Origin of the sequence: Micromonospora sp. NPDC049900, assembly GCF_044461025.1 — a bacterium.
Taxonomy (GTDB): domain Bacteria; phylum Actinomycetota; class Actinomycetes; order Mycobacteriales; family Micromonosporaceae; genus Micromonospora.
The window spans coordinates 327,240-351,218 of sequence record NZ_JBITKM010000002.1 but is presented as its reverse complement, the minus strand read 5'-3'; the positions used below and the strand labels follow the sequence as shown (position 1 = coordinate 351,218).

At 71.9% G+C, this 23,979-nt stretch carries 18 protein-coding genes and 2 tRNA genes; 10 read left to right on the top strand and 10 right to left on the bottom strand.

Translation table 11 applies throughout. From position 1 onward, the window contains the following. Window positions 1–89: 89 nt before the first annotated feature. Window positions 90–698: a LuxR C-terminal-related transcriptional regulator gene (locus tag ACIBMZ_RS06075; protein WP_396691483.1), complete on the bottom strand. Its 609-nt coding sequence runs from the start codon at window positions 696–698 to the stop codon at window positions 90–92. Between the two features lie 218 nt (window positions 699–916). Between ACIBMZ_RS06075 and ACIBMZ_RS06070 the strand changes: the two genes are divergently transcribed. Further along, the gene (locus ACIBMZ_RS06070) at window positions 917–2,200 is read left to right on the top strand and encodes a hypothetical protein (RefSeq protein WP_396691482.1); all 1,284 of its coding nucleotides are present in this window, start codon (window positions 917–919) and stop codon (window positions 2,198–2,200) included. Between the two features lie 100 nt (window positions 2,201–2,300). Here the strand turns inward: ACIBMZ_RS06070 and ACIBMZ_RS06065 are convergent, their stop codons facing one another. Continuing rightward, the gene (locus tag ACIBMZ_RS06065; RefSeq protein ID WP_396691481.1) at window positions 2,301–2,540 is read right to left on the bottom strand and encodes a DUF6458 family protein; all 240 of its coding nucleotides are present in this window, start codon (window positions 2,538–2,540) and stop codon (window positions 2,301–2,303) included. A 151-nt stretch (window positions 2,541–2,691) separates the two neighbouring features. Between ACIBMZ_RS06065 and ACIBMZ_RS06060 the strand changes: the two genes are divergently transcribed. Beyond that, window positions 2,692–2,764 (top strand) — tRNA-Gly (locus ACIBMZ_RS06060). A 39-nt stretch (window positions 2,765–2,803) separates the two neighbouring features. After that, window positions 2,804–2,878, top strand: a tRNA-Val gene (locus ACIBMZ_RS06055). Window positions 2,879–2,891: 13 nt separating this feature from the next. Here the strand turns inward: ACIBMZ_RS06055 and ACIBMZ_RS06050 are convergent. The 3 genes from ACIBMZ_RS06050 to ACIBMZ_RS06040 form a co-directional block, all read right to left on the bottom strand. Beyond that, a complete protein-coding gene (locus ACIBMZ_RS06050; protein ID WP_396691480.1) occupies window positions 2,892–6,950 on the bottom strand; it encodes a trypsin-like peptidase domain-containing protein in 4,059 nt (1,352 codons plus the stop codon). A gap of 15 nt (window positions 6,951–6,965) precedes the next feature. After that, window positions 6,966–7,295, bottom strand: coding sequence for a CU044_2847 family protein (locus ACIBMZ_RS06045; protein WP_396691479.1), 330 nt, complete (start codon window positions 7,293–7,295; stop codon window positions 6,966–6,968). Between the two features lie 196 nt (window positions 7,296–7,491). Beyond that, window positions 7,492–7,629 carry a hypothetical protein gene (locus ACIBMZ_RS06040; RefSeq protein WP_396691478.1) on the bottom strand — a complete coding sequence of 46 codons (138 nt, stop codon included), beginning with the start codon at window positions 7,627–7,629 and terminating at the stop codon, window positions 7,492–7,494. A 44-nt stretch (window positions 7,630–7,673) separates the two neighbouring features. Between ACIBMZ_RS06040 and ACIBMZ_RS06035 the strand changes: the two genes are divergently transcribed. Beyond that, on the top strand, window positions 7,674–8,345 hold the full coding sequence (locus ACIBMZ_RS06035) for a hypothetical protein (RefSeq protein WP_396691477.1): 672 nt from the start codon (window positions 7,674–7,676) through the stop codon (window positions 8,343–8,345). Then, on the top strand, window positions 8,342–11,662 hold the full coding sequence (locus tag ACIBMZ_RS06030) for a helicase HerA domain-containing protein (RefSeq protein WP_396691476.1): 3,321 nt from the start codon (window positions 8,342–8,344) through the stop codon (window positions 11,660–11,662). Before ACIBMZ_RS06035 ends, ACIBMZ_RS06030 begins: the two co-directional genes overlap by 4 nt. 39 nt (window positions 11,663–11,701) lie before the next feature. On the opposite strand, the gene ACIBMZ_RS06025 is transcribed toward ACIBMZ_RS06030, so the two are convergent. Both ACIBMZ_RS06025 and ACIBMZ_RS06020 read right to left on the bottom strand, forming a co-directional pair. Next, on the bottom strand, window positions 11,702–12,376 hold the full coding sequence (locus tag ACIBMZ_RS06025) for a polysaccharide deacetylase family protein (protein ID WP_396691475.1): 675 nt from the start codon (window positions 12,374–12,376) through the stop codon (window positions 11,702–11,704). 243 nt (window positions 12,377–12,619) lie between these two features. Then, a complete protein-coding gene (locus tag ACIBMZ_RS06020) occupies window positions 12,620–14,242 on the bottom strand; it encodes a glycoside hydrolase family 43 protein (RefSeq protein WP_396691474.1) in 1,623 nt (540 codons plus the stop codon). 253 nt (window positions 14,243–14,495) lie between these two features. Between ACIBMZ_RS06020 and ACIBMZ_RS06015 the strand changes: the two genes are divergently transcribed. The 4 genes from ACIBMZ_RS06015 to ACIBMZ_RS06000 all read left to right on the top strand — a co-directional run bounded on the left by ACIBMZ_RS06015 (window position 14,496) and on the right by ACIBMZ_RS06000 (window position 19,281). Beyond that, complete coding sequence (locus ACIBMZ_RS06015) at window positions 14,496–15,791, top strand: extracellular solute-binding protein (RefSeq protein ID WP_396691473.1); 1,296 nt, start codon at window positions 14,496–14,498, stop codon at window positions 15,789–15,791. Window positions 15,792–15,837: 46 nt separating this feature from the next. After that, window positions 15,838–16,857, top strand: a complete 1,020-nt coding sequence (locus ACIBMZ_RS06010) for a LacI family DNA-binding transcriptional regulator (RefSeq protein WP_396691472.1) — start codon at window positions 15,838–15,840, stop codon at window positions 16,855–16,857. 124 nt (window positions 16,858–16,981) lie between these two features. After that, window positions 16,982–18,007 carry a LacI family DNA-binding transcriptional regulator gene (locus tag ACIBMZ_RS06005; RefSeq protein WP_396691471.1) on the top strand — a complete coding sequence of 342 codons (1,026 nt, stop codon included), beginning with the start codon at window positions 16,982–16,984 and terminating at the stop codon, window positions 18,005–18,007. Between the two features lie 248 nt (window positions 18,008–18,255). Further along, the gene (locus tag ACIBMZ_RS06000) at window positions 18,256–19,281 is read left to right on the top strand and encodes an NAD-dependent epimerase/dehydratase family protein (RefSeq protein WP_396691470.1); all 1,026 of its coding nucleotides are present in this window, start codon (window positions 18,256–18,258) and stop codon (window positions 19,279–19,281) included. Between the two features lie 30 nt (window positions 19,282–19,311). Here ACIBMZ_RS06000 and ACIBMZ_RS05995 read toward each other — a convergent pair whose 3' ends face one another. Further along, window positions 19,312–20,286, bottom strand: coding sequence for an Acg family FMN-binding oxidoreductase (locus ACIBMZ_RS05995; RefSeq protein WP_396691469.1), 975 nt, complete (start codon window positions 20,284–20,286; stop codon window positions 19,312–19,314). Between the two features lie 208 nt (window positions 20,287–20,494). Between ACIBMZ_RS05995 and ACIBMZ_RS05990 the strand changes: the two genes are divergently transcribed. Continuing rightward, window positions 20,495–21,133, top strand: a complete 639-nt coding sequence (locus ACIBMZ_RS05990) for a response regulator transcription factor (RefSeq protein WP_117226524.1) — start codon at window positions 20,495–20,497, stop codon at window positions 21,131–21,133. 22 nt (window positions 21,134–21,155) lie between these two features. Here the strand turns inward: ACIBMZ_RS05990 and ACIBMZ_RS05985 are convergent, their stop codons facing one another. Together ACIBMZ_RS05985 and ACIBMZ_RS05980 are read right to left on the bottom strand one after the other, a co-directional pair. After that, window positions 21,156–22,784 carry a GAF domain-containing protein gene (locus tag ACIBMZ_RS05985; RefSeq protein WP_396691885.1) on the bottom strand — a complete coding sequence of 543 codons (1,629 nt, stop codon included), beginning with the start codon at window positions 22,782–22,784 and terminating at the stop codon, window positions 21,156–21,158. 125 nt (window positions 22,785–22,909) lie between these two features. Next, the gene (locus tag ACIBMZ_RS05980) at window positions 22,910–23,917 is read right to left on the bottom strand and encodes an Acg family FMN-binding oxidoreductase (RefSeq protein WP_396691468.1); all 1,008 of its coding nucleotides are present in this window, start codon (window positions 23,915–23,917) and stop codon (window positions 22,910–22,912) included. Window positions 23,918–23,979: the final 62 nt, after the last annotated feature.

Here is a 23,979-nt window from a genome sequence, read left to right as displayed (position 1 = left end):
CCATCCTCCGGTGCTGCGGCGTCCGGTCGCCTCGACCAGCCGGGCACCCGAGGGGGCAGCCCACCCCGCCCGTTGAGGCAACCTCCGCCTCAGATCAAGCCGTTGCGCAGCGCGTACGCCACGGCGTGCGCCCGGTTGCGCAGTTGCAGCCGACTGGTGACGTCGTGCAGGACGTTCTTCACGGTCCGCTCCGAGTACGACAGCTTGCCGGCGATCTCCCGGGTGTCGAGCCCGTCCGCGACCAGCCGCAGCACGTCCACCTCCCGGGTGCTCAGCCCGAGCAGGGTGAGCCCGCGTGGTTCGAGGACCTGCCGCTGCAACCGCCCCATCTGGGCCATCAGCCGTCCCAGCAGGTCGGCCGGGAGCGCGCCCTCACCCCGGGCCACGGCCAGCACGATGTGACTGAGTCGTTCCGCGCTCGCCTCGGTGCGACGGACCAGGCCCACCACGCCGTGCTCCACCGCCTGGGACAGCCCGGCGTCGTCGATCCGGGCGGGCACCAGCACCAGTTTGGCCGGGCCGGTGCGGTGCAGGCGGCGCAGCAGCCGGATGGCCGACTCGTCGAGGACGTCGACGACCACCAGCGAGACGCTCTCCGAGGTCTCCCGGCCCGGTTCGATCACCCACAGGTCCGGACGGGCACGCAGTTGGCTCTCCACCCCGGACCGCGAGATCGGGTCCTCCGCGTGGACGCTCACCGTGACACGCTGCATCTCCAGCCTCCCCCACACCTCGACGCCCGTCCCGGTCGTCCGGCCCGGACGGCCCGGCACGGCGGGTGCCGCGCCGGTACGCAGAGCATGACGAGCGTGACTTCGCGTGCACCTAACGTGGACCTAACGGGCAACGGTTCTGCCCGTGCCGGTTCCCCGCCGGACGGTCGCCAGGCGTCGCCGCACGCCTACCGTGGGCGGACATGAGCGTCTCGTTGGGCCTGGTGGACACCCCGACGGTGGTCGTGCCGGGAGAAAGCGTCGACATACCGGTGACGATCCGCAACTCGGGTGACGTCGTCGAAGCGTACGACCTCACCATCGTCGGCGTGCCCGACGCGTGGGTGACGTTCACGCCACCCCGGGTGTCCCTCTATCCCGGGGCCGTCGAGACCGTCGTGCTCACCGTCCGGCCACCGCGCTCCTCCGAGGTCCGCGCCGGTGACCTGCCGTACGGTGTGCGGGTGGTGCCGTCGGAGGCGCCGGAGACCGCGACGGTCGAGGAAGGCGTGCTGACCATCGCGCCCTTCTCCGAGGTGGCCGCCGAACTCCGGCCGCAGGTGCGGCGGGCCCGACTCGGTGCGCGCTACCGGATCGCCGTGGTCAACGGCGGCAACATCGGCGAGGAGTTGACCGTCGCCGCGACCGACGGCGCGGAGCAACTGCGCTTCACGGCCCGCCCGACGGCGATGATCCTGGCCGCGGGCGAGCAGTACCAGGCCGGACTCCGCGTACGGGCGACGCGGCTGCTCTGGCGCGGCACGCCGCGCCACCTGCCGTTCCGGGCGCTGCTGACCGACCGGGACGGCCGGGCGATCACGCTGGACGGCACGCTGGTGCAGCAGCCGGTCCTCTCCGGGTGGCTCCTCAAACTGTTGGCGCTGCTGCTGGCGTTGCTGCTGCTCCTGCTCGCGCTCTGGTTCGGTCTGCTGCGTCCGGCGGTGCAGTCGGCGGCCCAGGAGGCCGCCGACGAGCGGGTGGCGCAGGCCGCGACCGAGATGCAGGCGTCCGCGAACGAGGCTGCCGGCGAGGCGGCCCGGGAGGCCGTCGCGCAGGACCGCGCCGAGAATCCCGTCGTCCCGCCATCGAGCCCCTCGCCGACGCCGGCGGCGGCCCCCGGCGGCGGCGGACAGTTCGCCACCGCGCTGACGCTGCGGACCAACCCGGGCAGCACGGCGTCGCGCAGCTACACCGTGCCCCGCAACCGGGTCCTGCTGCTCACGGACTTCCTGGTCGACAACCCGCAGGGGGACACCGGCACCCTGACCATCACCGCCGACGACGTGCGGGTGGTCACCTACGGCCTGGAGAACTTCCGCAACCAGGACTACCACTCGGTCACCCCGATCCGGATACCGGCCGGGGCGCGGGTGACGCTCACGGTCGAGTGCCGCCAACCCGGCACCCCGGTCGGTGCCGCCACGCCCGGGACCTGCCAGGAGGGGCTCTACCTGAACGGCATCCTGAACCGCACCCGGCAGAGCTAGCCACGACGGTGGCGGCCACCGTGCACGGTGGCCGCCACCGTCGTGTGCCGGACGACCGATCAGCTCCGTCGGCCGCCGACCAGTCCGCCGTACGCCGTGTTCACAGCGGCGGCGCGACGTCCCGGCGCTCCTCGACCCGGCGGTACTCCGCCGGCTGCTCGGTGGTGACCACCTGACGGCGGCGGCCCCAGACCAGGGTCGTCATGATCAGACCGAGTACGCCGGCGGCCATCAGGATCCAGCCGACCACGTCCAGGTCGAGACCACCGATGCTGGCGTTGACCGCGAAGGCGAGGATCGCGCCGAGCGCGAGCAGGAAAACACTGGTTCCGATACCCATGACAGCCTCCTTCTTCCAGGGGCGCGGTGTGCTGTCGTAGGGGTCTGTACCCCGACGGTGAGCGGCACAATCACGCGGGGAAGCGGGGTGGCCGGCCGGGCGATCTTGTCATCGGGTAGAGTGGGCGCGTCCCCGGCACTTCACGGGGTACGCGGACGTAGCGCAGCTGGTAGCGCATCACCTTGCCAAGGTGAGGGTCGCGGGTTCGAATCCCGTCGTCCGCTCGTAGCCTGCCCGCACCCTCCGGTGTCGGCGGTCTCCACGGGCGATTGGCGCAGTGGGAGCGCGCTTCCTTGACACGGAAGAGGTCACTGGTTCAAACCCAGTATCGCCCACCAGTCCGATCGCGTGTCAGCCGGTGACGGCCAGTGCGAGCAGTCCCTGATCAAGCCCCACCAGCAGCGTGTCCTCGACGGTGCAGCAGGCGAGCGCCGGGTGGTAGACGGGGATGGTGCGCACCAACCGGCCGGTCGTCGGTTCCCAGATCCGCACCGTACGGTCCCTGCTGGTCGAGGCGAGCAGATCACGACCGTCGACCCGGACGAGGCTCAGACCGGTGACGGCTGCGGTGTGTCCGGTGAACCACCGCACCGGCTGGCCCCACTCGGCGTCCCACATCCGGATCGAATGGTCTGCGCTGGCGGAGACGAGCATCGGACGATCAGCCACCGGGACGGCGCAGAGCGCGGTCACCGCGTCCTGGTGACCCTGCTGGGTCCAGATCGGGCTGTCCCCGCCGGCCCACAGCATCACGGTGCCGCTCTTGTCGGCCGAGGCGAGTGCCTCGATACCCGGCCAGGTCACCGTGGTCAGGGCCGTCACCCAGGCGCGGGTGACGTGTCCGAGCAGAACCCCACGCACCGAGCCGGTGTGCGGGTGCCACAGCCGGATGGCCTGGTCGTCGCCGGCCGAGGCGATCACCGTCTCGCCGTTGACCACGAGTGGGCAGACCGCCGCGACGGAGGCGTGGTGTTCGCTCATCACGTGCGTCGGTTGATCGTCGTGCGACCCCCACGACCCGACGGTGGCGTCGTCCTGAGCCGTAAAGATCAACGGTTCCTCGTCGTCCGGGATGGCGCACAGGGCGTTGACCGCCCCGCCCGACGTGCTGAACTCCCGCACCCGCTCGCCGGTGCGGGCGTCCCAGACCCGCACCCGGCCGTCGGCACCGCCCGAGGCGACCAGCGCGCCTCGCGTGCCAGGCACCGGGCAGAGGGCGGTGACCGGCCCGAACCGGTCCTGGTCGGCGACCGTGTCGGGTTGACCGCCGGCCGGGTCCCACAGCCGTACGGTGCCGTCGTCTCCGGCGGTGGCCAGCATCCGGTCCTTCGCCGTGCGCAGCTCACACACCGCGCGGACCCAACTCGCGTGCCCACGCAGGCTGGGGCGGCCGGTCCAGGTCGACACCTCCCACAGTCGGATGAGTCCGTCCTCGCCGGTGGACGCCAGCAGGAGCCCGCTGTCGACCTCGACCGTGCAGAGGTCGGTGAGGGGTCCGTCGGTCTCCAGGACCTGCACCTGGCGGCCGGTCAGCGGATCCCAGAGGCGCACCGTGCCGTCGTATCCGGCCGAGGCGAGCAGCGTGCCGTCGGGTGACCGCACCGCATAGAGGGTGGTGACCCAGCCGGTGTGACCGGTGAGGACCAGCATCGGGCGGTCGTCGACGGTCGGCTCCCAGATCCGGATCACCCCGTCGTAGCCGGTCGAGGCGAGCAGGTGGCGGCCGTCGGCCGGCACGTACGTCACCGCGGTCACCCAGCCGGCGTGGCCGGTCAACTCGTACCGCTGGGTGCCGCTCACCGGGTCCCACACGCGTACGGTCCGGTCGTCGCCGGCCGAGGCGAGCAGGTCACCCTCCGGCAGTGGGATGGCGCAGATGTTGCGTACCCAGTCGTCGTGTCCGCGCAGCTCGTGTCGGCGATGACCGGTCCGTGGCTCCCAGAGCGCCACCGTGCCGTCATGCCCGGCGGTGGCGATCAGCACCTCGCCGAGGGCGGTCCGGACGGCGCACACGCCCCGGACCGTGTCGTCATGACAGGTGAAGACCGACTCGACCTGGTTGGTCAGCGGATCCCAGAGCCGGAGGGTGCCGTCGTCACCGACGGAGGCGAGTAGCCGCCGGTTGTCGATCTCGATGGCGGCGACGTCGTAGACGGCCTGGGAATGGCCGTCCAACACGCTGCGTTCCTGGCGCGGCGGGGTGTGCGCCCACCGCGCCTGATAGGGGGCCCGTGCGGCGGTGACACCGCTGCGCAGACCGTCGAGGCGGTCGACGACCGAGAACAGCGCGGCCCGTTCGGCCGGCTCCGCCGCGACCGCCAGCGGGGTGCGTTGCAACAGCCTCGCTCTGGCCTGCGGTAGTGGCGCCGTCGGGAGCTGTTCCGTGTCGACCACCGTGAGCAGCCGATCCAGGTGCGCGTGGAACAGGTAGTCCTCGTCGAGGAGCAACCGGTCCACGAGCCCGGCCCGGGCGGCGTGTTGCGGCAGCGACCGGAGCAGGTAGTCGGGAGCGTGCGCCCAGCCGTCGGTGTGGGCCTGGTCCGCCCACGCGGACACCAGTCGGCGTTGGTCCTCGCGTCGCGCCGCTCGCGCGTCGCGCTCGGCGAGCAGCGCGTCGTTGAGCGCCTGATGGAACAGTCGGTAGGCGGGCTGGCTGCCGCCGCCGGTCTCGACCAGGAAGTTCGCCGCCGAGGTACGGGCGAAGGCGAGAAGCTGCGCCTGCGTGACCGCACCGCCCAACGCCGTCACCGCGGTCTGCCACAGGGCGAGCGGCAGCCCGGGTGTCTCGGCGTACGCCAGGGCGGTGAGGGCCAGTCGAGCCGAGGTCGCGCCGGCCGCGGGAAGTCCCGCCAGGTAGGCGTCCAGCGCGTACGCCACGGTCGCGGTGAACGACACGGTGGCCGGGTCGACGGGCTCGATGTCGCGCAACGCGTGTGCCCGCGCGACGAGACCGGCGACGAGGAAGTTCCCCTTGGCCAGGGTCGCGATGCGGTGGGCGAGTGGTGCGGCGGCACCGGGTGGGGCGTACGGGTTGGCGGGACGCTCGGCGCCAAGTAGTCGCAGCGTCGCCGCGGCGTAGTTGACCAGGTCGGACTCGGCGAAGTACTCGGGTGTGTCCAGGTCGATCAACTCTGCCCGGTCGCCGAAACAGGCGATCAGGTCACCACGGTCGTCGGAGCGGCGGGTGCCGACCACGACCCGGACCCCGTACCGGCCGCATTCCTCACCCATCGGCAGCAGGATCTCCTCGATGATCCGTCGGGCGTGGTCGGGGTTCACCGCCTCGTCGAGCGCGTCGATGACCAGAGTGAAGCGGGTGGACCGACGGGCCAGGCGTCGGCGTACCGCCGGCACCAGGTCGGCGGGGGCGGCGGGCAGGTCGACGGCGACCGCGCGGGCGATCTCGGTAGCCACCTCGTCTGCGGTCTTGCCCTTGACGTGTACCGCGCACGAGACCGAGCCGACCGTGGCGGTGACGGCGACGTCGTCGGCGGGAAGCGTGGCGCAGATCTGCCGGTCGGCGGTGGTGACGACCCGCCCCAGCACCGCCGACTTGCCGACCCCGGGCGACCCGGTGACGATCAGTGGACGGGTGACCGCCGTCGCCCCGTCGAGCCAGTCGACGACGCGACGGAGGGCGGTGGTCCGTCCTCGGAAGCGGGCGCCGCCTTCGGTGTCGACCGCCACCCCACGGGCCCGGGGCAGCCAGTGCCGACCGGCCTCACCGTCGCTGCTGAGCGTCCAACCCCAGGCGGAGAGCGCGGTGTCGTCGGCGTCCTCGATCCGCCAGGCCGACAGCGTCTCCAGCTTCATCTCGGGTATCTGCTCGTCGGCGTGGTGGAGGGTGACCGCCTGTCCCCGGCCCGTGCCGTCGGCGGAGACGACGACGCCGATCACCGCCTGGTACTCGGGAGACCAGACGGCAGCGCCGCTGAACCCCTTCCTCAACGCGCCTCCGGCACCGCTGTCGATCATCACGTGGCCGTATCCGCCGAGTTCGGTGACGGTGCCGGTGGCCGAGGTGCCGCCGACGACCTGGGTCGGGAACCCGAACGCCCAGAAGGGGCGGTCCACCAGGGGCTTGGGTTCGAGGCAGCGCAGCCGCGCGGGGACCACGGTGGTCGGCACCGGCTCGACGAGTTCGAGCAGGACCAGGTCGACGTGGGCGGCCTGTTTACCGTCGTGCAGGCACTGCCCGACCTTGCGACGGTCGAAGTAGGTGACCTTCGGCGCGAGCGGGAAGGCGACATACAGGTCGTCGTGGAGGGTGCCGTCGGTGGAGAACGCCACGTGGTGACAGGTGAGGACGAGGTTCGTGTCGATGACGATGCCGGTGCCGACCGGGGTGTCCGGGTGGGTGCCGCGATGGAGGGCGGCGACCCATGGGCTGTCATCGGGGGCTGTCGTCACGGGGTCGCCCGTTCGTCAGGGCCGGAGACCGGTGCCGCGATCCGGGGCGTCGTCCGCGTGCCAGGCGAGGGTGACCTCGAAGTTCGCCTCTCCGGTCGCCTTCGCCACCACCCAGTTCGCCGTGCCGGTCGCCTTGATCCCGAACCGGACCTCGACCGAGTCGGGAGCGACGGACTTCACCTGTTCCAGCAGTTCCTTCGCGGCGGCGACCGCAGGTGCGGCGGATTCCCTTACCCGACCGGCGACATCGCCGATCCCGGCGGGCTGGAAACCGGCGAGCGGTTCGACCTCGATCAGTGCGATGGTCTGGTCATCGACCTGGTAGCGGACCACTTCAGACTGCACAGGTCACCTCCGTTGCCCTCTCCCCGGAACGGCAGGAGAGGTCGCGGCGCCACCCAATTGCCGGCGGGCCTCTCGCCGAACCGCCATGCTGCCTGTTGTGCTGGACATTTGGCAACGGTCGTTTAGTCGATCACCACTGGCGGCTCCGAACGGGTGTTCCAGTCACACCGTCCACGCTGCCCGACTGAAGATCCACTCAACGGTGTTGTCGGTTATTGGCAGCAGGATTGGTGACCTTGCGCTCGTCGGTCGCCGTCGGCAGAATCGGCCCGTGCGCGGGGCCAACCCGTTGCGGAACCTGAACCACGGCCACCCCTTCCGAGTCTTCGATCATCACCGTCAACGTGGTGAAAGCTCGTGCCACAGAGGAGCATCCGCATGCCGGAAAAGGAACTGACCCTCGTTGACCGGTGCATTCTCGTCACGCTTATGATCAAGGCGACGCCGCTGCCGCAGACCTACTTCACCAATGTCGCCGGGATCGGCCTGAAAGCGGATCACCGGCGTCGACTTCTCTCGCTCGATCTGATCGAGGTTTCCGAGAAGCCGATCACCCTGTCCCTGACCGACAAGGGATGGAGCCGGGCCGCCGAGGAGTTGGGGGCCGAGGCGCCCAAGGGCGCCGGGACGGCGGGCGGCGCGCTCTATGTCGCGCTGGACTTCCTGCGGCGGCTGATCGACCACTCGGGTAGCCGGGCCGACGACCTCTTCCGGTTGCAGATCAAAGAGGACGATGTCGTCTCGGCCGTGGCCGTGCCGCCCGTGGACGCGGCACGGGCCGGCTCTCCGGTCGATGCGGTCGCACTGATCCGACAGGCATACCACGGGTTGGCGGCGCGTCCCGGCGACTACGTCATGCTGTCCGACCTGCGCGCCGCGGTCGCGGACCTGCCCCGTCCGGAGGTCGACGCCGCGCTGGTGCACCTCAACCGGGACCGCAACGTCCACCTGGTGCCGGAGTCCAACCAGAAGGTGCTCCGGTCCGAGGAGCGCGCCGCCGCGGTGAGTATCGGCAACCAGGACAAGCACCTCATCGCCATCTCGTCATGATGGCCGCCGAGCAGCGGCGGGCCCTGGCTGCGTTGAGGTTCAACTGGGCGCCGACACCGGACGACGTCTGGAAGCCGACCCCGTTCCATGTGGAGGGACTGCACCACGACGTGGTGCAGACGGTGCTGGACAGCTTCGCCGAGGCGGAGCAGAGCGCCGATTCCAGCCCGGTGGGTGTCGCCATCCTCGGCCAACGCGGCACCGGCAAGACCCATCTGCTCGGCACGGTGCGTCAGGAGGTGCAGCAACGCGGCGGGTTCTTCTTCCTGGTGGAGCTGCTGGAGGCCCGGGCGTTCTGGCACAGCACCGCGATGTCGATGTTGACCGGCTTCGCCAGGGCGATGCCGGACGGGACGTCCCAACTGCGGACGTTCCTGCGTCGGCTGGCGGACCGTGTCGACGCACCGCGAACGGTGCGCCGGGCGGTCACCGGTGAGACCGAGCTCAGTCGACCGGCGCTCGACGCCTTCGTCGACCTGATCCGCAAGAGCAGCCGCCAGATCGGGACCGAGTGCCAGGACACCGCCCGAGCATTGGTCCTCTATGCCGCCGAGCAGTCGGCCCTCCAGGACATCGGCTTCGACTTCCTCTGCTCCAGCGACGAGGAGGAACCGGGTCTCCGCGCCGGCTGGGGTCTGCGACGCACCCGGCGGGCGCCCCAGGAGGTGGTCCAGGACACCTCCCGCCTGCTGGCCATGGTCGGTCCGACGGTGATCGCGGTCGACCAGATCGACCTGATGGTCGCGCAGTCGGTGAAAGCGACCAACCACGACGTCCGGGGCGAGACCGACTGGCAGACCTCGCTGTTGCTGGAGCAGGTGGCGAGCGGGCTGATGGCCCTGCGGGAGACCACCCGCCGCTCGCTGTCCGTGGTCTCCTGTCTCCCGCAGACCTGGCAGAACGTCAAGGAGCAGGCCACCGACACGGTGCAGGACCGGTTCCGGGAGGCCGCCCCGCTCAAGGAGATCCCCGCCGCCGAGGTCGGCCGGGAACTCGTCGAGAAGCGTTTCGCGATGCTGTTCGACGAACTCGGCTTCACGCCGCCGTACCCGTCCTGGCCCATCCATCCGTCCGCGTTCGACGAGGTGGAGGGCTTCACCCCGCGCGAGTTGCTGCGTCGCATCGACGCGCACGTACGGGCCTGTCTGTCCGCCGGCGAGGTGCGGGAACTCCGGCATCTGCTGCACCCGACACCGGACCGACCCGTCGTGACGACCGGATCCCCGTCGGACCGGGCACCCGGCGCGGCGGGCCACGCGGACGAGTTCGGGAAGATCGACGTCAGGTACGCGGAACTCGTCGCCGGGGCGGACCCCGAGCCCGCCGTCCGCCAGGACTCCGAGGACGCCCGGGTCCCGGAACTGCTCAAGGCCGGGCTGACCGCGTGGATCGCCGGGCAGGGCCCGGCGGTGGAGGCGTTCAGCCTCGATCCGATCCCGGCCGGCGGGAAGCCGGCCCTGCACGCTCGGCTCCGACACAGCCTCGACGAGGAGAGCGAGGACGAGGAGCACTGGTCTTTCCGGGCGATCTGCGCATCACACCACATCGCGGCACTCAACCGGATACGCAATGCCGTGACCACCGCAGGTCTCACCGAGGGCGTCGCCAAGCGTCGGCTCTTCCTGCTGCGCAGCGCGGCGTGGTCGACGGGGGCCCGCACCCGGGAGGTGCTGGAGGCGTTCGAGCGGGCGGGCGGGCGGACGCTCACCTTCCCGGCTGCGGACATCCGCCGGCTGGCCGCCCTGGAACAGCTCATCCAGACGTACGGCCTGGAGACGTTGCGGCCGTGGTTCGCCGACCGTCGACCCGTGGCGGACATCGGCTGCCTGCGCGAGGCGCTCGGAGCCGGGCCGGGCGGTGCGCACGACGGCGACGCGCCGGTTCCCGCTCCGCCCTCCGGCGTCCTGCCCACCGTCGAGGTGTCGGCGGGAACGGCACCACATCCGGAGGCGCCGCCGACCGATCGGGTCGTCGGGCGGGCGCCTGTCCCCGCGACACCGCCCACGGACGTACCGGTGACCGCAGTGACGTCGTACCCCCCTGACACCGGTCTCGCACCCGTCGCCGGAGTCGACCCGCACCATTTGGTGCTCGGTGTCGTCCCCGGACGGCCCGACCCGGTGCGGATCGGTCTGGAGTCGCTGCGCCGGCACACCGTCGTCTTCGCCGGATCCGGCTCGGGAAAGACCGTGCTGATCCGCCGGCTCGTCGAGGAGTGCGCCCTGCGCGGTGTCTCCGCCATCGTCCTGGATCCGAACAACGACCTCGCCAGACTCGGCGATGCATGGCCGGTGCCCCCGAACGGGTGGGCGCCGGGCGACGCGGACCTGGCGGCGGCCTACCGATCCGGGACCGACGTGACGATCTGGACGCCGGGCCGGCAGGCGGGTCGTCCGCTGGCGTTCCATCCGTTGCCCCGGTTCGCCGATGTGCTCGACGATCCGGACGGTTTCACGGCGGCGGTGAACGCCGCCGTCGCCACGTTGGCCCCGCACGCTCGGGTGGACGGCGGTACGGACAAGGCGCGACTCGGACGTGCGGTGCTCCGTGAGGCGCTGATCAGCTATGCCCACACCGGTGCCAACGACCTGCACGCGTTCACCGAGGTGCTCAACGAGCTACCTGACGGGGTCAGTCAACTCGACAGCGCGCCCAAGCTGGCGGCGAGCATGGCGCAACTGCTCAAGGCGGCGCTGATCAACGACCCGTTGTTCGGTGGGGCCGGCACCCCTGTCGACCCCGGCGACCTGCTCACGCCACCGCCGGGCCGACGGGCCCGGATCTCGGTGATCAGCTTCGTCGGGCTTCCCGACGACCAGCAGCGGCAGAGTTTCGTCAACCAGCTTCAGCTGGCACTCTTCACCTGGATCAAGCGCCATCCGGCCGGTGACCGCCCCCTGGGCGGGCTCCTGGTGATGGACGAGGCCCAGACGCTGGCCCCGTCCGGTGCCGTCACCGCCTGCACCCACAGCACCCTGGCGTTGACCTCGCAGGCGCGTAAGTACGGGTTGGGCCTGGTGTTCGCCACGCAGTCGCCGAAGGCGTTGCACAACCAGATCCCGGGTAACGCGGCCACCCAGTTCTTCGGGCTGTTGACCGCGCCGGTCCAGATCGAGGCGGCGCGGGACGTGGCCAGGGCGAAGGGCACCGATGTGCCGGACGTGGGCAAGATGCGCACGGGGCAGTTCTATGCCGCCGTCGAAGGGGCTCGGTTCGTCAAGATGCAGGCGCCGATGTGCCTGAGCCACCATCCGCCCAGCCCGCTGACGACGGAGGAGGTCCTTCGCCGTGCGGCTGCTCCGAACTCCGCCGCCTAGACCGCACAGGTCGTGGGCTGCCGCACGGTACTGCTGAAGTCAGCGACGTCCGCCGCCGTCGGGCAGCGCGAAGGTCCACCCTGCGGTCCGGGCCGATGGTACGAAGCGGTCGACCGCGTCGACGGTCTGGCTCCGGTCTCCGCCGCCGTCGTGCAGCAGCACCACCGCGCCGGGTGCGGCGCCGTCGGTGAGTCGCCGCAGCAGTTCCTCGGTGCCGGGCGGCTCCCAGTCGGTGACGGCGAGCCGCCAACCCATCGGCCGCATGCCGAGAGCGGCGGCGACGGTGGGGGTCTGACCCCAGGCGCCGTACGGGGCGCGGAAGTAGCCGACCCGGGTGTACGGCACGGCCTGCCGGATCACCGCGTTGGTCTCCAGCAGGTCCGAGGCGATGCGACCGGCGGCCCAGCCGCTCATGTCGTCGTGCCGCATCCCGTGGTTGCCGAGCACGTGCCCCTCGGCGGTGATCCGACGGACCACCTCGGGGTACCGGACGACCTGGTCGCCCCGGAGGAAGAAGACCGCCCGGACGTCGTGCCCGGCCAGCACGTCGAGCAGGCGCGGGGTGTGCACCGGATGCGGTCCGTCGTCGAAGGTGAGGCAGAGGACCCGCCCGGTGTCGATCACCTCGACCGGGCGTGCCGGTGGGAGCCCGATGCCGGTGCGGAACGTGACGGCGGGGTAGGGGGCGTGACGTGGCGGGGTGGACGGTGGCATCACCGGTGGCCTTCCGACAAGGTGGTGCGGCGAGTGGGTCGCGTGGGGCGCGGACCCGCCCCACCCGGCACGGCGACGATGCTGCGGTGGCGATGCGGTCGTTCCGGGAGCGTCCGGTAACTTGGTCGAAACGTTACGGCCATCGATGCCGAGGCGTCAACCGTCGATACCTCATGCTCTCGGCATATTGCCTGTTCATAGCGCTGTAAAGCGATATCGAGAACGTTCCGGACGCGGCGCCGGTCAGTGTTCGAGGTAGGTGGCGTGGTCGAAGTCCGCGTACCGGCCGTCGCCGCCGATGTCCTGCACCCAGAGCCCGAGCAGCGATCCGGTGAAGCCCCAGGCGGTGAACTCGCCGTCGACCATCTCGGTGGCGTGCTCGTCGGAGAGGATGGTGGCGTCCAACTCGACCGGCATCTGCTGCCAGCCGTCACCCAGGTCGTAGGCGAAGCGCAACACCGGGCCGTCGAAGGTCACCCGTAGGCCGACCTGGCGGGCGCCGCCGGTGTCGACGGTGAGCTGCGGGTACGCGGTGCGCCGTCCCCGGTCGCAGCTCAACACCTCCAGCACGACGCGCCCGTCGTCGGCCCGGGTCAGATAGAGGTGGTGCCAGTTGCGGGTGTTGTAGTACCCGGTCACGCCGGCCAGGTGCCGGTGGTCGCGCGGGTCGAACTCGACGACCGTCTCCAGTGAGCAGTGCGGCGTACCGACCCGGCGGGCGACCAGGCTCGGGGTCTGCCTGCCGGTCGGCGACTGCCCACCACGCACCCGCAGGTGTCCCGGCCGCGAGCGCAGGTCGATCCAGTCGTCGTCGGCCGGTCGGCGCAGCGTGGACCAGCACACCGCCAGTTCGGGCGCGTCGAAGTGGTCGAGGGCCGGTGCCGTCGGCCAGGGCTGGGCCGGCAGGTCGGGTGCCGGGATCTCGTCGGCCGGGATGCCGCCGTCGACGCGGGGCCACCCGCCGGACGGCCAGTCCACCTTCTGGATGGCGGTTTCCCGTCCCAGCACGCACCTGCCGAGCGGGGTGTACGGGCGTCCGACGAGGTGCGCCAGGTACCAGTCGCCGCCCGGGGTCTGGACCAGGCTGCCGTGTCCGGCCTTCTGCAACGTGAGGTCGGGGCGGCCGACGGAGGTGAGCAGCGGTCCGGCCGGGTCGACCTCGTACGGCCCGAACAGCTCGCGCGAACGGGCCACCGTGACCTGGTGCTCCCAGCTCGTGCCGCCCTCGGCGGTGACCAGCCAGTACCAGCCGTCGCGGCGGTACAGGTGCGGTCCCTCGGTCAGGCCGACCTCGGTGCCGGTGAAGATGATCCGCGGCTCGCCGACCATGCGCTCAGCGACCGGGTCGTACTGCTGGATCTCGATGCCGCCGAAGCGGTCGCGGCCCGGCCGCCACTCGGCGCTGAGCGCGAGCACCCAGGTGGTGCCGTCGTCGTCGTGGAACAGGGCGGCGTCGAAGCCGTGCGCGTGCAGCCGGACCGGTGCCGACCACGGGCCGGTGATGCTCGGCGCGGTGGTGAGGAAGTTCTGCACGTCCCAGTAGCCGCCGGTGAAGCTGGCCACGTCGCTGTAGACCAGGTGGAACAGTCCATCGTGGTAGGTCAGGTCGGGCGCCCAGATCCCGGCGGCGTCGTCGCAGCCACGCAGGTCGAGCAGGCGGCGGTCGGTGACGATCCCGCCCAGGTCACGCCAGTGCACCAGGTCCGTGGAATGGTGCACGCGCACGCCCGGATACCACTCGAAGGTCGAGGTGGCCAGGTAGTAGTCGTCGCCGACACGCAGGATGGACGGATCGGGGTGGAAGCCGGCGAGGACCGGGTTCCGGATCGACCGGGTGGTGTCCACGTCCGCGGTCTCGGCCGACATGCGCTGCTCCTTCAGGCTTCGATCCCGGTGGATTTCCGGAAGTGGGCTGCGGGAACCCCTCGAGATTCGGATCACCGTAGCGGGTAGTGTCTGCTTGCGACAGCCTCTTGACCGGGTACGTCGACGCGTCGTAACGTGCCGGCCATCACGTCGAAAATGCCGGCAACGGGTTGAAACTTTCGAACTGCCATTCGCGGCCTGTCGCCGATCGCGGTGCCCTATGCGTACGTCACCGGTTGTCGAAGGGATACAGATGACAGCGCCCGTCTCCCGCAGGTCACTGCTCGGCCTGGCCGGCCTCGGCGCCGGTTCCTTCCTGCTCGGAGGATGTGGTGGGGGCGAGTCCGAGAGCCCCGGCGCGCCGCAGACGATCAAGTGGTGGCACATCCAGAACACCGAGCCGATGCTTCCGGTCTGGGCCGACCTGGCGCGGGTGTACTCGGGCCGGCACCCGAACGTGACGTTCGAGATCGAGCCGCTGGAGAACGAGATCTTCAAGGGCGAGCTGGCCGAGATCACCAAGAAGGGCACGCCACCGGACCTGTTCCAGTCGTGGGGCGGCGGCCTGTTGCAGCAGCAGGTGGAAGCGGGCCTGGTCAAGGACATCACCGCCGAGGTGGAACCGTGGATCGGGCAGTTGCTCCCGGCGGCGTTGCAGCCCTACACGATCAACGGACGGATCTACGGCATCCCGTTCGACGTGGGCATGACCGGCTTCTGGTACAACCGCGACCACTTCTCCGACGCCGGCATCACCTCGCCGCCGACCACCTGGGCCGGGCTGCTGGAGGCGGTCGGCAAGCTCAAGGCGCGCGGCATCACCCCCATCGCCCTCGCCGGCAAGGACAAGTGGCCGGGGCACTTCTACTGGGCGTACCTGGCGATGCGCGTCGGTGGTGTGGACGCCCTGCGCCGCGCGGGCGAGACCGGGAACTTCGACACCCCGGAGTTCGTGGCCGCCGGTGAGCGCCTGAAGGAACTGGTCGATCTCAAGCCGTTCCAGCGCAACTGGCGCTCCGCCGAGTACGGCACGGCGGACGGCCAGGGCGCGACGATGGGCAACGGTGAGGCCGCCATGGAGCTGATGGGCCAGTGGGCGCCCTCGATCCAGGCGTCGTCGTCGAACAGCAAGCGCGGCATCGGCAACCAGCTCGGGTTCTTCACCTTCCCGACGGTGGAGGGCGGCAAGGGCGCGGCCACCGACGCGTTCGGCGGCGGCAACGGTTTCGCGGTGGGCCGCGACGCACCGCCCGCGACGGTGGACTTCCTGCGCCTGCTGCTGCGGTCGGAGAACCAGCGCCGGGCGGCCGAGACCGGGGCCGTGCTCCCCACCAACCTGGCCGCCGTCGGGCGGATCAAGGACCCGAACAACCAGGTGGTGGCGGCGCACCTGGCTGTCGCGACCGGTTTCCAGCTCTACCTCGACCAGGCGTACCCGCCGGCGGTCGGTCAGCAGGTCAACGACAGCGTCGCCGAGCTGATGATCGGTCGTAAGCGGCCGGATCAGATCCTCAAGGACATCACCGCGGTGGCGAAGAGCCAGCAGTGACGTCCCCGTCGGCGGCGTCCCTCGAGCGAGGAGATGGAGGCGCCGCGTGGCTGCCAACGACAACCGCACAGTGACCATCGCGGCGATCGCCCGACTGGCCGGCGTGTCCGTGCCGACGGTCTCTCGGGTGATCAACGGGCGTTCGGACGTGGCTCCCCAGACGCGTCAGCGGGTGGAGGAGTTACTGACCCGGCACGGGTATCGACGGCGTCCGCCGAGTATGCGGGCGAGTTCGGGGTTGGTGGACCTGGTCTTCAACGACCTGGACAGCCCGTGGGCGGTGGAGATCATCCGGGGTGTGGAGGACGTGGCGCACGCCGCCGGGGTGGGCACCGTGGTCTCCGCCATCCACCGCCGCACCTCCTCGGCCAAGCAGTGGCTGGACAACATCCGCACCCGCTCCACCGAGGGCGTCATCTTCGTCACCTCGACGCTGGAGGGGCCGCAGCAGGCCGAGCTGCGTCGTCTCAACATCCCGGTGGTGATCGTCGACCCGGCCGGCGTACCCGCCCAGGACGCGCCGACGATCGGTGCCACCAACTGGGCCGGCAGCCTGCGGGCCACCGAGTACCTGATCGGGCTGGGACACCGGCGGATCGGGTTCATCGCCGGACTACCGCAGTTGATGTGCAGCCGGGCCCGGATGGACGGTTACCGGGCGGCGCTGGAGACGGCCGGCATCCCCATCGACGACCGGCTGATCCAGGTCGGCAACTTCTATCACGAGGCCGGCTTCTCCGGCGGTGTGCGGTTGCTCGGGTTGGCCGATCCGCCGACGGCGATCTTCGCGTCGAGTGACCAGATGGCGTTGGGGGTGTACGAGGCGGTCCGGCAGCGGGGTCTGCGGGTGCCCGACGACGTCAGCGTGGTGGGCTTCGACGACCTGCCGGAGGTCCGCTGGTCCTCGCCCCCGTTGACGACGGTGCGTCAGCCGTTGGCCGAGATGGGCATGTTGGCGGCGCGGACGGTGCTGCGGCTGGCCAAGGGGGAGAAGGTGGAGAGCCCCCGGATCGAGTTGGCCACCGAATTGGTCATCCGGGACAGCGCGGCGGCGCCGAGGAGCTGACCGCCCGACGGGCCGAGGGATCTGCCCCACCTCCCGGTATGCGCGTGAAATTTCCGGCACTAGGGTGGGTGTTGTCGGCTGCCTCGCCGGGTGGGTCGCCGTACCGGGTTGGGTGGGTGGAGCTGTGGTTGCCAGAGAGACCCGCAGGGTCACGATTTCGGCGATCGCCGATCTGGCCGGCGTTTCCGTGCCGACCGTGTCGCGGGTGATCAACGGGCGTTCGGACGTGGCTCCCCAGACGCGTCAGCGGGTGGAGGAGCTGTTGACCCGGTACGGGTACCAGCGCCGTCCGCCGAGTATGCGGGCGAGTTCGGGGTTGGTGGACCTGGTCTTCAACGACCTGGACAGCCCGTGGGCGGTGGAGATCATCCGGGGTGTGGAGGACGTGGCGCACGCCGCCGGGGTGGGCACCGTGGTCTCCGCCATCCACCGGCAGACCGCCCCCGCCGAGCAGTGGTTGACCGGCCTGCGCGGGCGGGGCACCGAGGGCGTCATCTTCGTGACGTCCATGGTCGAGGCGCCCATGCGGGCCGAGTTGCGCCGGATGGACGTCCCGGTGGTGATCGTGGACGCCGACGGTCTGCCGCCGCAGGACGCGCCGACGGTCGGCGCGACCAACTGGGCGGGGGGCCTGCGGGCCACCGAGTATCTGATCGGGCTGGGGCACCGGCGGATCGGGTTCATCGCCGGTCCGCCGCAGTTGATGTGCAGCCGGGCCCGGATGGACGGCTACCGGGCCGCGCTGGAGGCCGCCGGGCTGGGCTTCGACGACTCGCTGGTCTGCCCGGGCGACTTCTATCACGAGTCCGGGTTCGTGGGCGGCACCCGCCTGCTGGGGTTGGCCGATCCGCCGACGGCGATCTTCGCGTCGAGTGACCAGATGGCGTTGGGGGTGTACGAGGCGGTCCGGCAGCGGGGTCTGCGGGTGCCCGACGACGTCAGCGTGGTGGGCTTCGACGACCTGCCGGAGGTCCGCTGGTCCTCGCCGCCGATGACGACGGTGCGTCAGCCGTTGGCCGAGATGGGCATGTTGGCGGCGCGGACGGTGCTGCGGCTGGCCAAGGGGGAGAAGGTGGAGAGCCCCCGGATCGAGTTGGCCACCGAACTGGTGGTCCGGGACAGCGCCGCCGCCCGGTCGACCACCGGTTGAACTACCGATAATTTCCGGAAGTTGTTGACGCCCGTCTCGGTCGAGACGACGATTTAGCGTGCCAACCTTCGATGAAGGAGCCGGCCAGGAGTGCCCGCCGTGCCCGCGGCACCGCCCTGCCGAAGCCCGTGCCCGGCGCACGCCTGAGGCGTCCGCCGGGCACGGCACTCAGCGCTTCTGCCGAGGGCAGATCCGCTGACGGTGAACGAGGTGCCTCGCCGAGCCCGACACGCGGCAGGGTGGACCGCATGAGAATGCTCATGCTGGGCGGTAGCGGATTCGTGGGCCGGGCGACCGTCGCCGAGGGCGTCCGTCGTGGATGGACGGTGGCGGTGTTCAACCGGGGGCGGCACGGGGCTCCTCCGGACGGCGTACGGCAGTTGGTCGGCGACCGCACCACCTCGGACGGGCTGGCCGCACTGGCCGACGGCGAGTGGGACGTGGTGGTCGACACCTGGGACGGCGCGCCCCGGGACGCCCTGGCCGGTGCGCGGATGCTCGCCGGGCGGGTCGGGCACTACGTCTACGTCTCCTCCGGTTCGGTCTACGCGCCGCCGGTGCCCGCCGGGGTGACCGAGGACGGCGCCGTGGTCGACGCCGACCCGGCCGCCGCCGACGGCGACTACCCGACGCTCAAGCGCGGTAGCGAACGGGCGGTGCAGGCGGTCCTCGGCGACCGGGTGCTGCTGGCCCGGGCCGGGCTGATCCTCGGCCCAGGCGAGGACATCGGCCGGCTGCCGTGGTGGCTGACGCGCATCGCCCGGGGTGGGGACGTGCTCGCACCCGGCCCCGCCGACCTTCCGTTGCAGTACGTCGACGTGCGCGACCTGGCTGTCTTCCTGCTCGACGCCGGGGTCTCCGGGCTCGGCGGCGCCGTCAACGTGATCGGCCGTCCCGGGCACGCCACCATGGGTGACCTGCTCGCCGCCGCGGTCGCGGCGACCGGCGCCGACGCCTCGTTGCGCTGGATCGCGCCGGACCGGCTGCTCGACGCGGGCGTGGCCCCGTGGAGCGAGGTGCCGATCTGGCTGCCGCCCGGCCACGAGTACCGCTGGATGCAGCAGGTCGACGTCGCCCGGGCGCACGCAGCCGGGCTGGTCGGCCGACCGGTGGCCGACACCGTCGCCGACACCTGGGAGTGGTTGCGCCGGGTCGGCACGGTGCCGGGCCGGGCGGGCCGCCCGGCCCGGGAGCCGGTGGGTCTCGACCCGGCCCGCGAGGCCGCCCTGCTCGCCGAGCTGGCCACCGGTGACCCGGTCCCGGCGGCCCGCTGAGCGCCACCCCGGCCCACCCGGCCTCGCCGGTCAGCCGAGGCGCACCGGCAGGTCCAGCGTCTCCTCGACCGGGCGGCGCGGGGTGGGCCGACCGGGGCCGCCGAAACCGATCCGCATCACCATCTGCGGGGTGCCGAACCGGCCCAACGACATCCGGAGCTGATCCCGGGCCGAGGGCACCTCGATCGGCTGGGACAGCATCGACACCGACAGCCCGGAGTCGGTGGCGGTGAGCAGTACCCGCTGCAACGCCTGACCGGCGACGACCTGGTCGACGGCGGTGTTGCCGGCCGAACCGAGCACCGCCACCAGCGGCTCCGGCTCGAAGTCGCGGCCGGGTGCGCGTCGGGCGGCACCGAAGCCGCGCGACGGCAGCAGGTCCTGCGGTTCGGCCTGCGGTCCACCGGCCGTGGTCGGCACCCCGTCGGGCGCGGGCTCGGCGCGTACCCAGGTGAGGCGTTCGGCGCGGTAGGCCGGGTCGCGTTCGAGGACGCGGTGCGCGCCGCGGGCGATCTCGGCGAACGCGGTGACCGCACTCACCCCGATCAGCAGTTCCAGCCAGCAGTGTTCGGCGCGCGCCGCCTCGCCGAGGCGCCAGCGGGTGTCGGCGGGTACCGGATCCGGCCAGAACGGTGCGCGGTTGCTGAACCGGCGGCGGATCGCCCCGTGCAGGCTCTGCTCGGCCGGAGTCGGTCGGCGCGGCAGGTCCGGCACCAACCGGGCCAGCACGGTCGGTTCCGCCGGGTACGGCCGCAGCCGGACGGTGGCCGGGGCGCCCGCCACCGCCAGCGCCAGCCGCAGGTTGAACAGCGCCGCGCCACCGGCGACCCGGGCGCCCCAACCGCTCGGGTCGGTGGCGGGCAGCCGCCGCTGCGGGTCGAGCAGCACCTCGATCCCGCCCTCACGCAGCCGGAACCGCCAGGGCTGGACGTTGTGCAGGGACGGCGCGCGGATCGCGTCGGCCGCGGCGACCCGAAGCTGCTCGACGGTGTAGCCGGTCTCCATGGTCCTGCCCCCTCACGCTCGCCGGTACCTCCCCACGGTGCGCCTCGGGGACCCCCGTCGAGCAGGGCCACACGTCCCGAACCACCGGGACACCCCGCCCCTGCCCGGGCCCCGCCGACGTCGGACCGCGCGTCCGATCGGGCGACGGGTGGTGGGACGGGACCTTCGGCCCGTGCACGCGGCGGGGGAGAACGGGTAGAAACGAGGGATGATCCGGGTGTTCCTGCTCGACGACCACGAGGTCGTCCGTCGTGGCCTTGCCGACCTGCTCCAGGCCAGCGGCGACATAGAGGTGGTCGGCGAGTCCGGCTCCGCGCCGGAGGCCGCCCGCCGGATCCCGGCCCTGCGCCCCGACGTGGCGATCCTCGACGCTCGGCTGCCCGACGGCAACGGCATCGACGTGTGCCGGGACGTGCGGGCCGTGGACTCCTCGATCAAGGGCCTCATCCTCACCTCGTACGAGGACGACGAGGCGTTGTTCGCCGCGATCATGGCTGGTGCCTCGGGATACGTGCTCAAGCAGATCCGCGGCACCGACCTGGTCGACGCGGTACGTCGGGTGGCGGCCGGGCAGTCGCTGCTCGACCCGGCGATCACCACCCGGGTGCTGGACCGCATCCGCAGCGGGGTGGAGCAGCCGCGCGAGTTGCAGTCCCTCACCGAGCAGGAGCGGCGGATCCTGGAGTACGTCGCCGAGGGCCTGACCAACCGGGAGATCGCCGGCAAGATGTTCCTGGCCGAGAAGACGGTCAAGAACTACGTCTCCAGCGTGCTCGCCAAGCTCGGTCTGGAACGGCGTACCCAGGCCGCCGTGCTGGCCACCCGGCTGCTCGGCAAGCCCCGCTGACCGTACGCCGACACCCGGCCGCTCAGTCCCGTAGCGGGATCGACCAGCACAGCTCGGTGCCGCGCGGTCGGGCCGGGCGCACCTCGAAGGTGCCGTCGTGGCGTTCCGCGCGTTCGCGCAGGTTCACCAGCCCGCCCCGGGCGGCGGCCGGGTCGCAGCCCACCCCGTCGTCGGTCACCAGCACGGTCACCCGACCGCCGTCGACGCGCACCGACACCGTCACCGCCGACGCCTCGGCGTGGCGTACCGCGTTGGACAGGGCCTCCCGGAGCACGGCGGTGAGATCGGGACGGACCGCGTCCGGGACGGCGCTGTCGACCGGACCGGTCAGTTCCAGCCGGGGCCGGAAGCCCAACGACCCGGCGGCCACCTCCACCGCCTCGCGGATCTCGGTGCGCAGCGCCGCGCTCACCGGACTGCGCAGCTCGAAGATGGTGCGGCGGATGTCGGAGATGGTGGCGTCGAGGTCGTCGACGGCCGCGTTGATCCGTTTGGTCAGTTCGGGCCGTGCGGCCAGCGGCACCGCGCTCTGCAGGTGCAGGCCGGTGGCGAACAGCCGCTGGATGACCACGTCGTGCAGGTCCCGGGCGATCCGCTCGCGGTCCTCCAGGACCACCAACTGCTCGCGCTCCTCCTGGCCGCGTGCGCGTTCCATGGCCAGCGCGGCCTGCCCGGCGAAGCTGCCGAGCAGCGCCACGTCCTCGTCGGTGGCGCCACCGTGCTCCGTGGCGTGCGCGATCACCAGGACGCCGTGCAGGGTGTCGGCGGTGGCCAGCGGCGAGATCACCGCCGGCCCGGTGTGCAGCACCGCCGGCCAGGGCGCGGCGTGGGCGAGGTCGTCCACCGAGTCGTGCCGGCGCTGCGCGACGGGCCCGGCGAAACTGGTGTCCGCCGCCGGCAGCACCGTGCCGACCAACGCGCGTGCCTGAGCGCCGGCACCGTCGACGACCTCGACCGTGAAGTGGTCGGCCTCGTCGTCGTAGAGCAGCACCAGGGCCAGTTCGGCCTCGGCGACCTCACGGGCACGCCGTGCCACCAGCGTCAGCGCGTCGGTGCGGCGTACCTCGCCGAGCAGCAGCGAGGTGATCTCGGCGGTGGCCGCGAGCCAGCGTTCCCGCCGGTGCGCCAGCGCGTACAGCCGGGCGTTCTCGATCGCCACCCCGGCCGCCGCGGCGAGCGCGACGACGATCTCCTCGTCGTCCTCGGTGAACTGCGTGCCGCCCTGCTTCTCGGCCAGATAGAGGTTGCCGAAGACCTGGTCACGGATGCGGACCGGCACGCCGAGGAAGGTGTGCATCGGCGGATGGTTCGGCGGGAACCCGTACGAGCGCGGATGCTGGGTGATGTCCGGCATCCGCAGCGGCTTCGGCTCGTCGATCAGCAGACCGAGCACGCCCCGGCCGTGCGGCAGGTCACCGATCCTGGCGTGCAGCTCGGGGGAGATGCCGTGGGTGATGAAGTCGTGCAGCGTCCGGTCGGTGCCGATCACGCCGAGCGCGCCGTACCGGGCACCGGCCAGGTCGCAGGCGGACTGCACGATCCGTTGCAGGGTGCTGCGCAGGTCCAGGTCGGTGCCGATGCCGACCACCGCGTCGAGCAGGGCCCGGAGCCGTTCCCGGCTGGTCATCACCTCCCCGACGCGGTCCAGCATCTCCTGGAGCAGCTCGTCCAGGTGGACACGGGAGAGCGGACTGAGCCCGAGGGACGGTGGCCCGTGCCGGGGGTGGGGATCGCCGACGGTCACCCGGCGATGCTAACCGGCCGCCGGCCGCCGGCTCATCCCGCTGTTCCGTCCACCGCGGAGGTGTCCACCACCTCGGCGCGGTCCCGTCGCGGCGTGTGCGGCGGGCCGGCGTGCGTCGGGTCCGCGACTCCGAGACGCAGGACGAGGTACGGGTGGCCGAGCCCGGCCAGCACCCCGCGCAGGACCTGCCGGGTCGCCGGCACCTCCACCACCCCGCTCAGCGGCACCACCGAGACACCCAGTCGGGTGGCGGTCAGCCAGGCGGCCGAGAGCGCCTCACCGGCGCGCAGCCAGTCCACCGGCTCGTCCTGGTCGCCGTAGAGCACCGCGTACGACGCGGCCCGGTCGTGCCCGGGCCCCACCGGCAGCGTCCCGGGGCGGCCGAAGTCCCGGCCCGGCACGGTGGTCTGCGGGGCCTGCTCGGGCAGCACCTCGGCGGTCAGCCCGGTCCCGGCGGCCCGACTGGTCCAGTAGGCCAACTCCTCGCGCAGCCGGGAGTCGTCGGCCTCGACGGTGGCGGCGTGCGAGGCGGCGGCGGCCAACTCCAGCACCTGGTCGCGGTCGAGGATCTCCAACCGGGCGCCCTCCCGGCGGGCGGCCGTGCCGACCGCGTCCAGTCGTTCGCCGCCGACCGGCTCGTCGCTGACCGGTCGACGGTCGGTGTGCCGGACCTGCATGCACTGGACGGTCCGCATGGCGTCCGGGTCGGCCCCGCCGGGCCGCAGTTCGGTCAGCCGGGCGAGCAGGTCCGGCTCCGCCGGGTCGGGCATCCGCCGTACGGTCCCCGTCCAGCCCTCGGCGGCCAACGCCAGCCGGGCGTGGTGCAGCGCCGCGCCGCAGCTCAACCGGGCCAGCTCGCCCTCCGGGTCGGTGGCCGCCAACTGCGGGTCGTGCACCATCCGCAGCTCCAGCGCGTCGGGCAGGACCCGCCAGCGCCACGGCTGCGCGTTGTGCACCGAGGGCGCCCGACCGGCCATCGTGGCGGCCTCCGCGAGCGCGGTGGGCAGCGGGCGGTGCGTGGCCGGCGTCTGGTGGCTCATCGTCACGACCTTTCGTCTCTGCTCATCGTGCCGCACCTCGGTACGGCCGTGGGCCGGGTCTG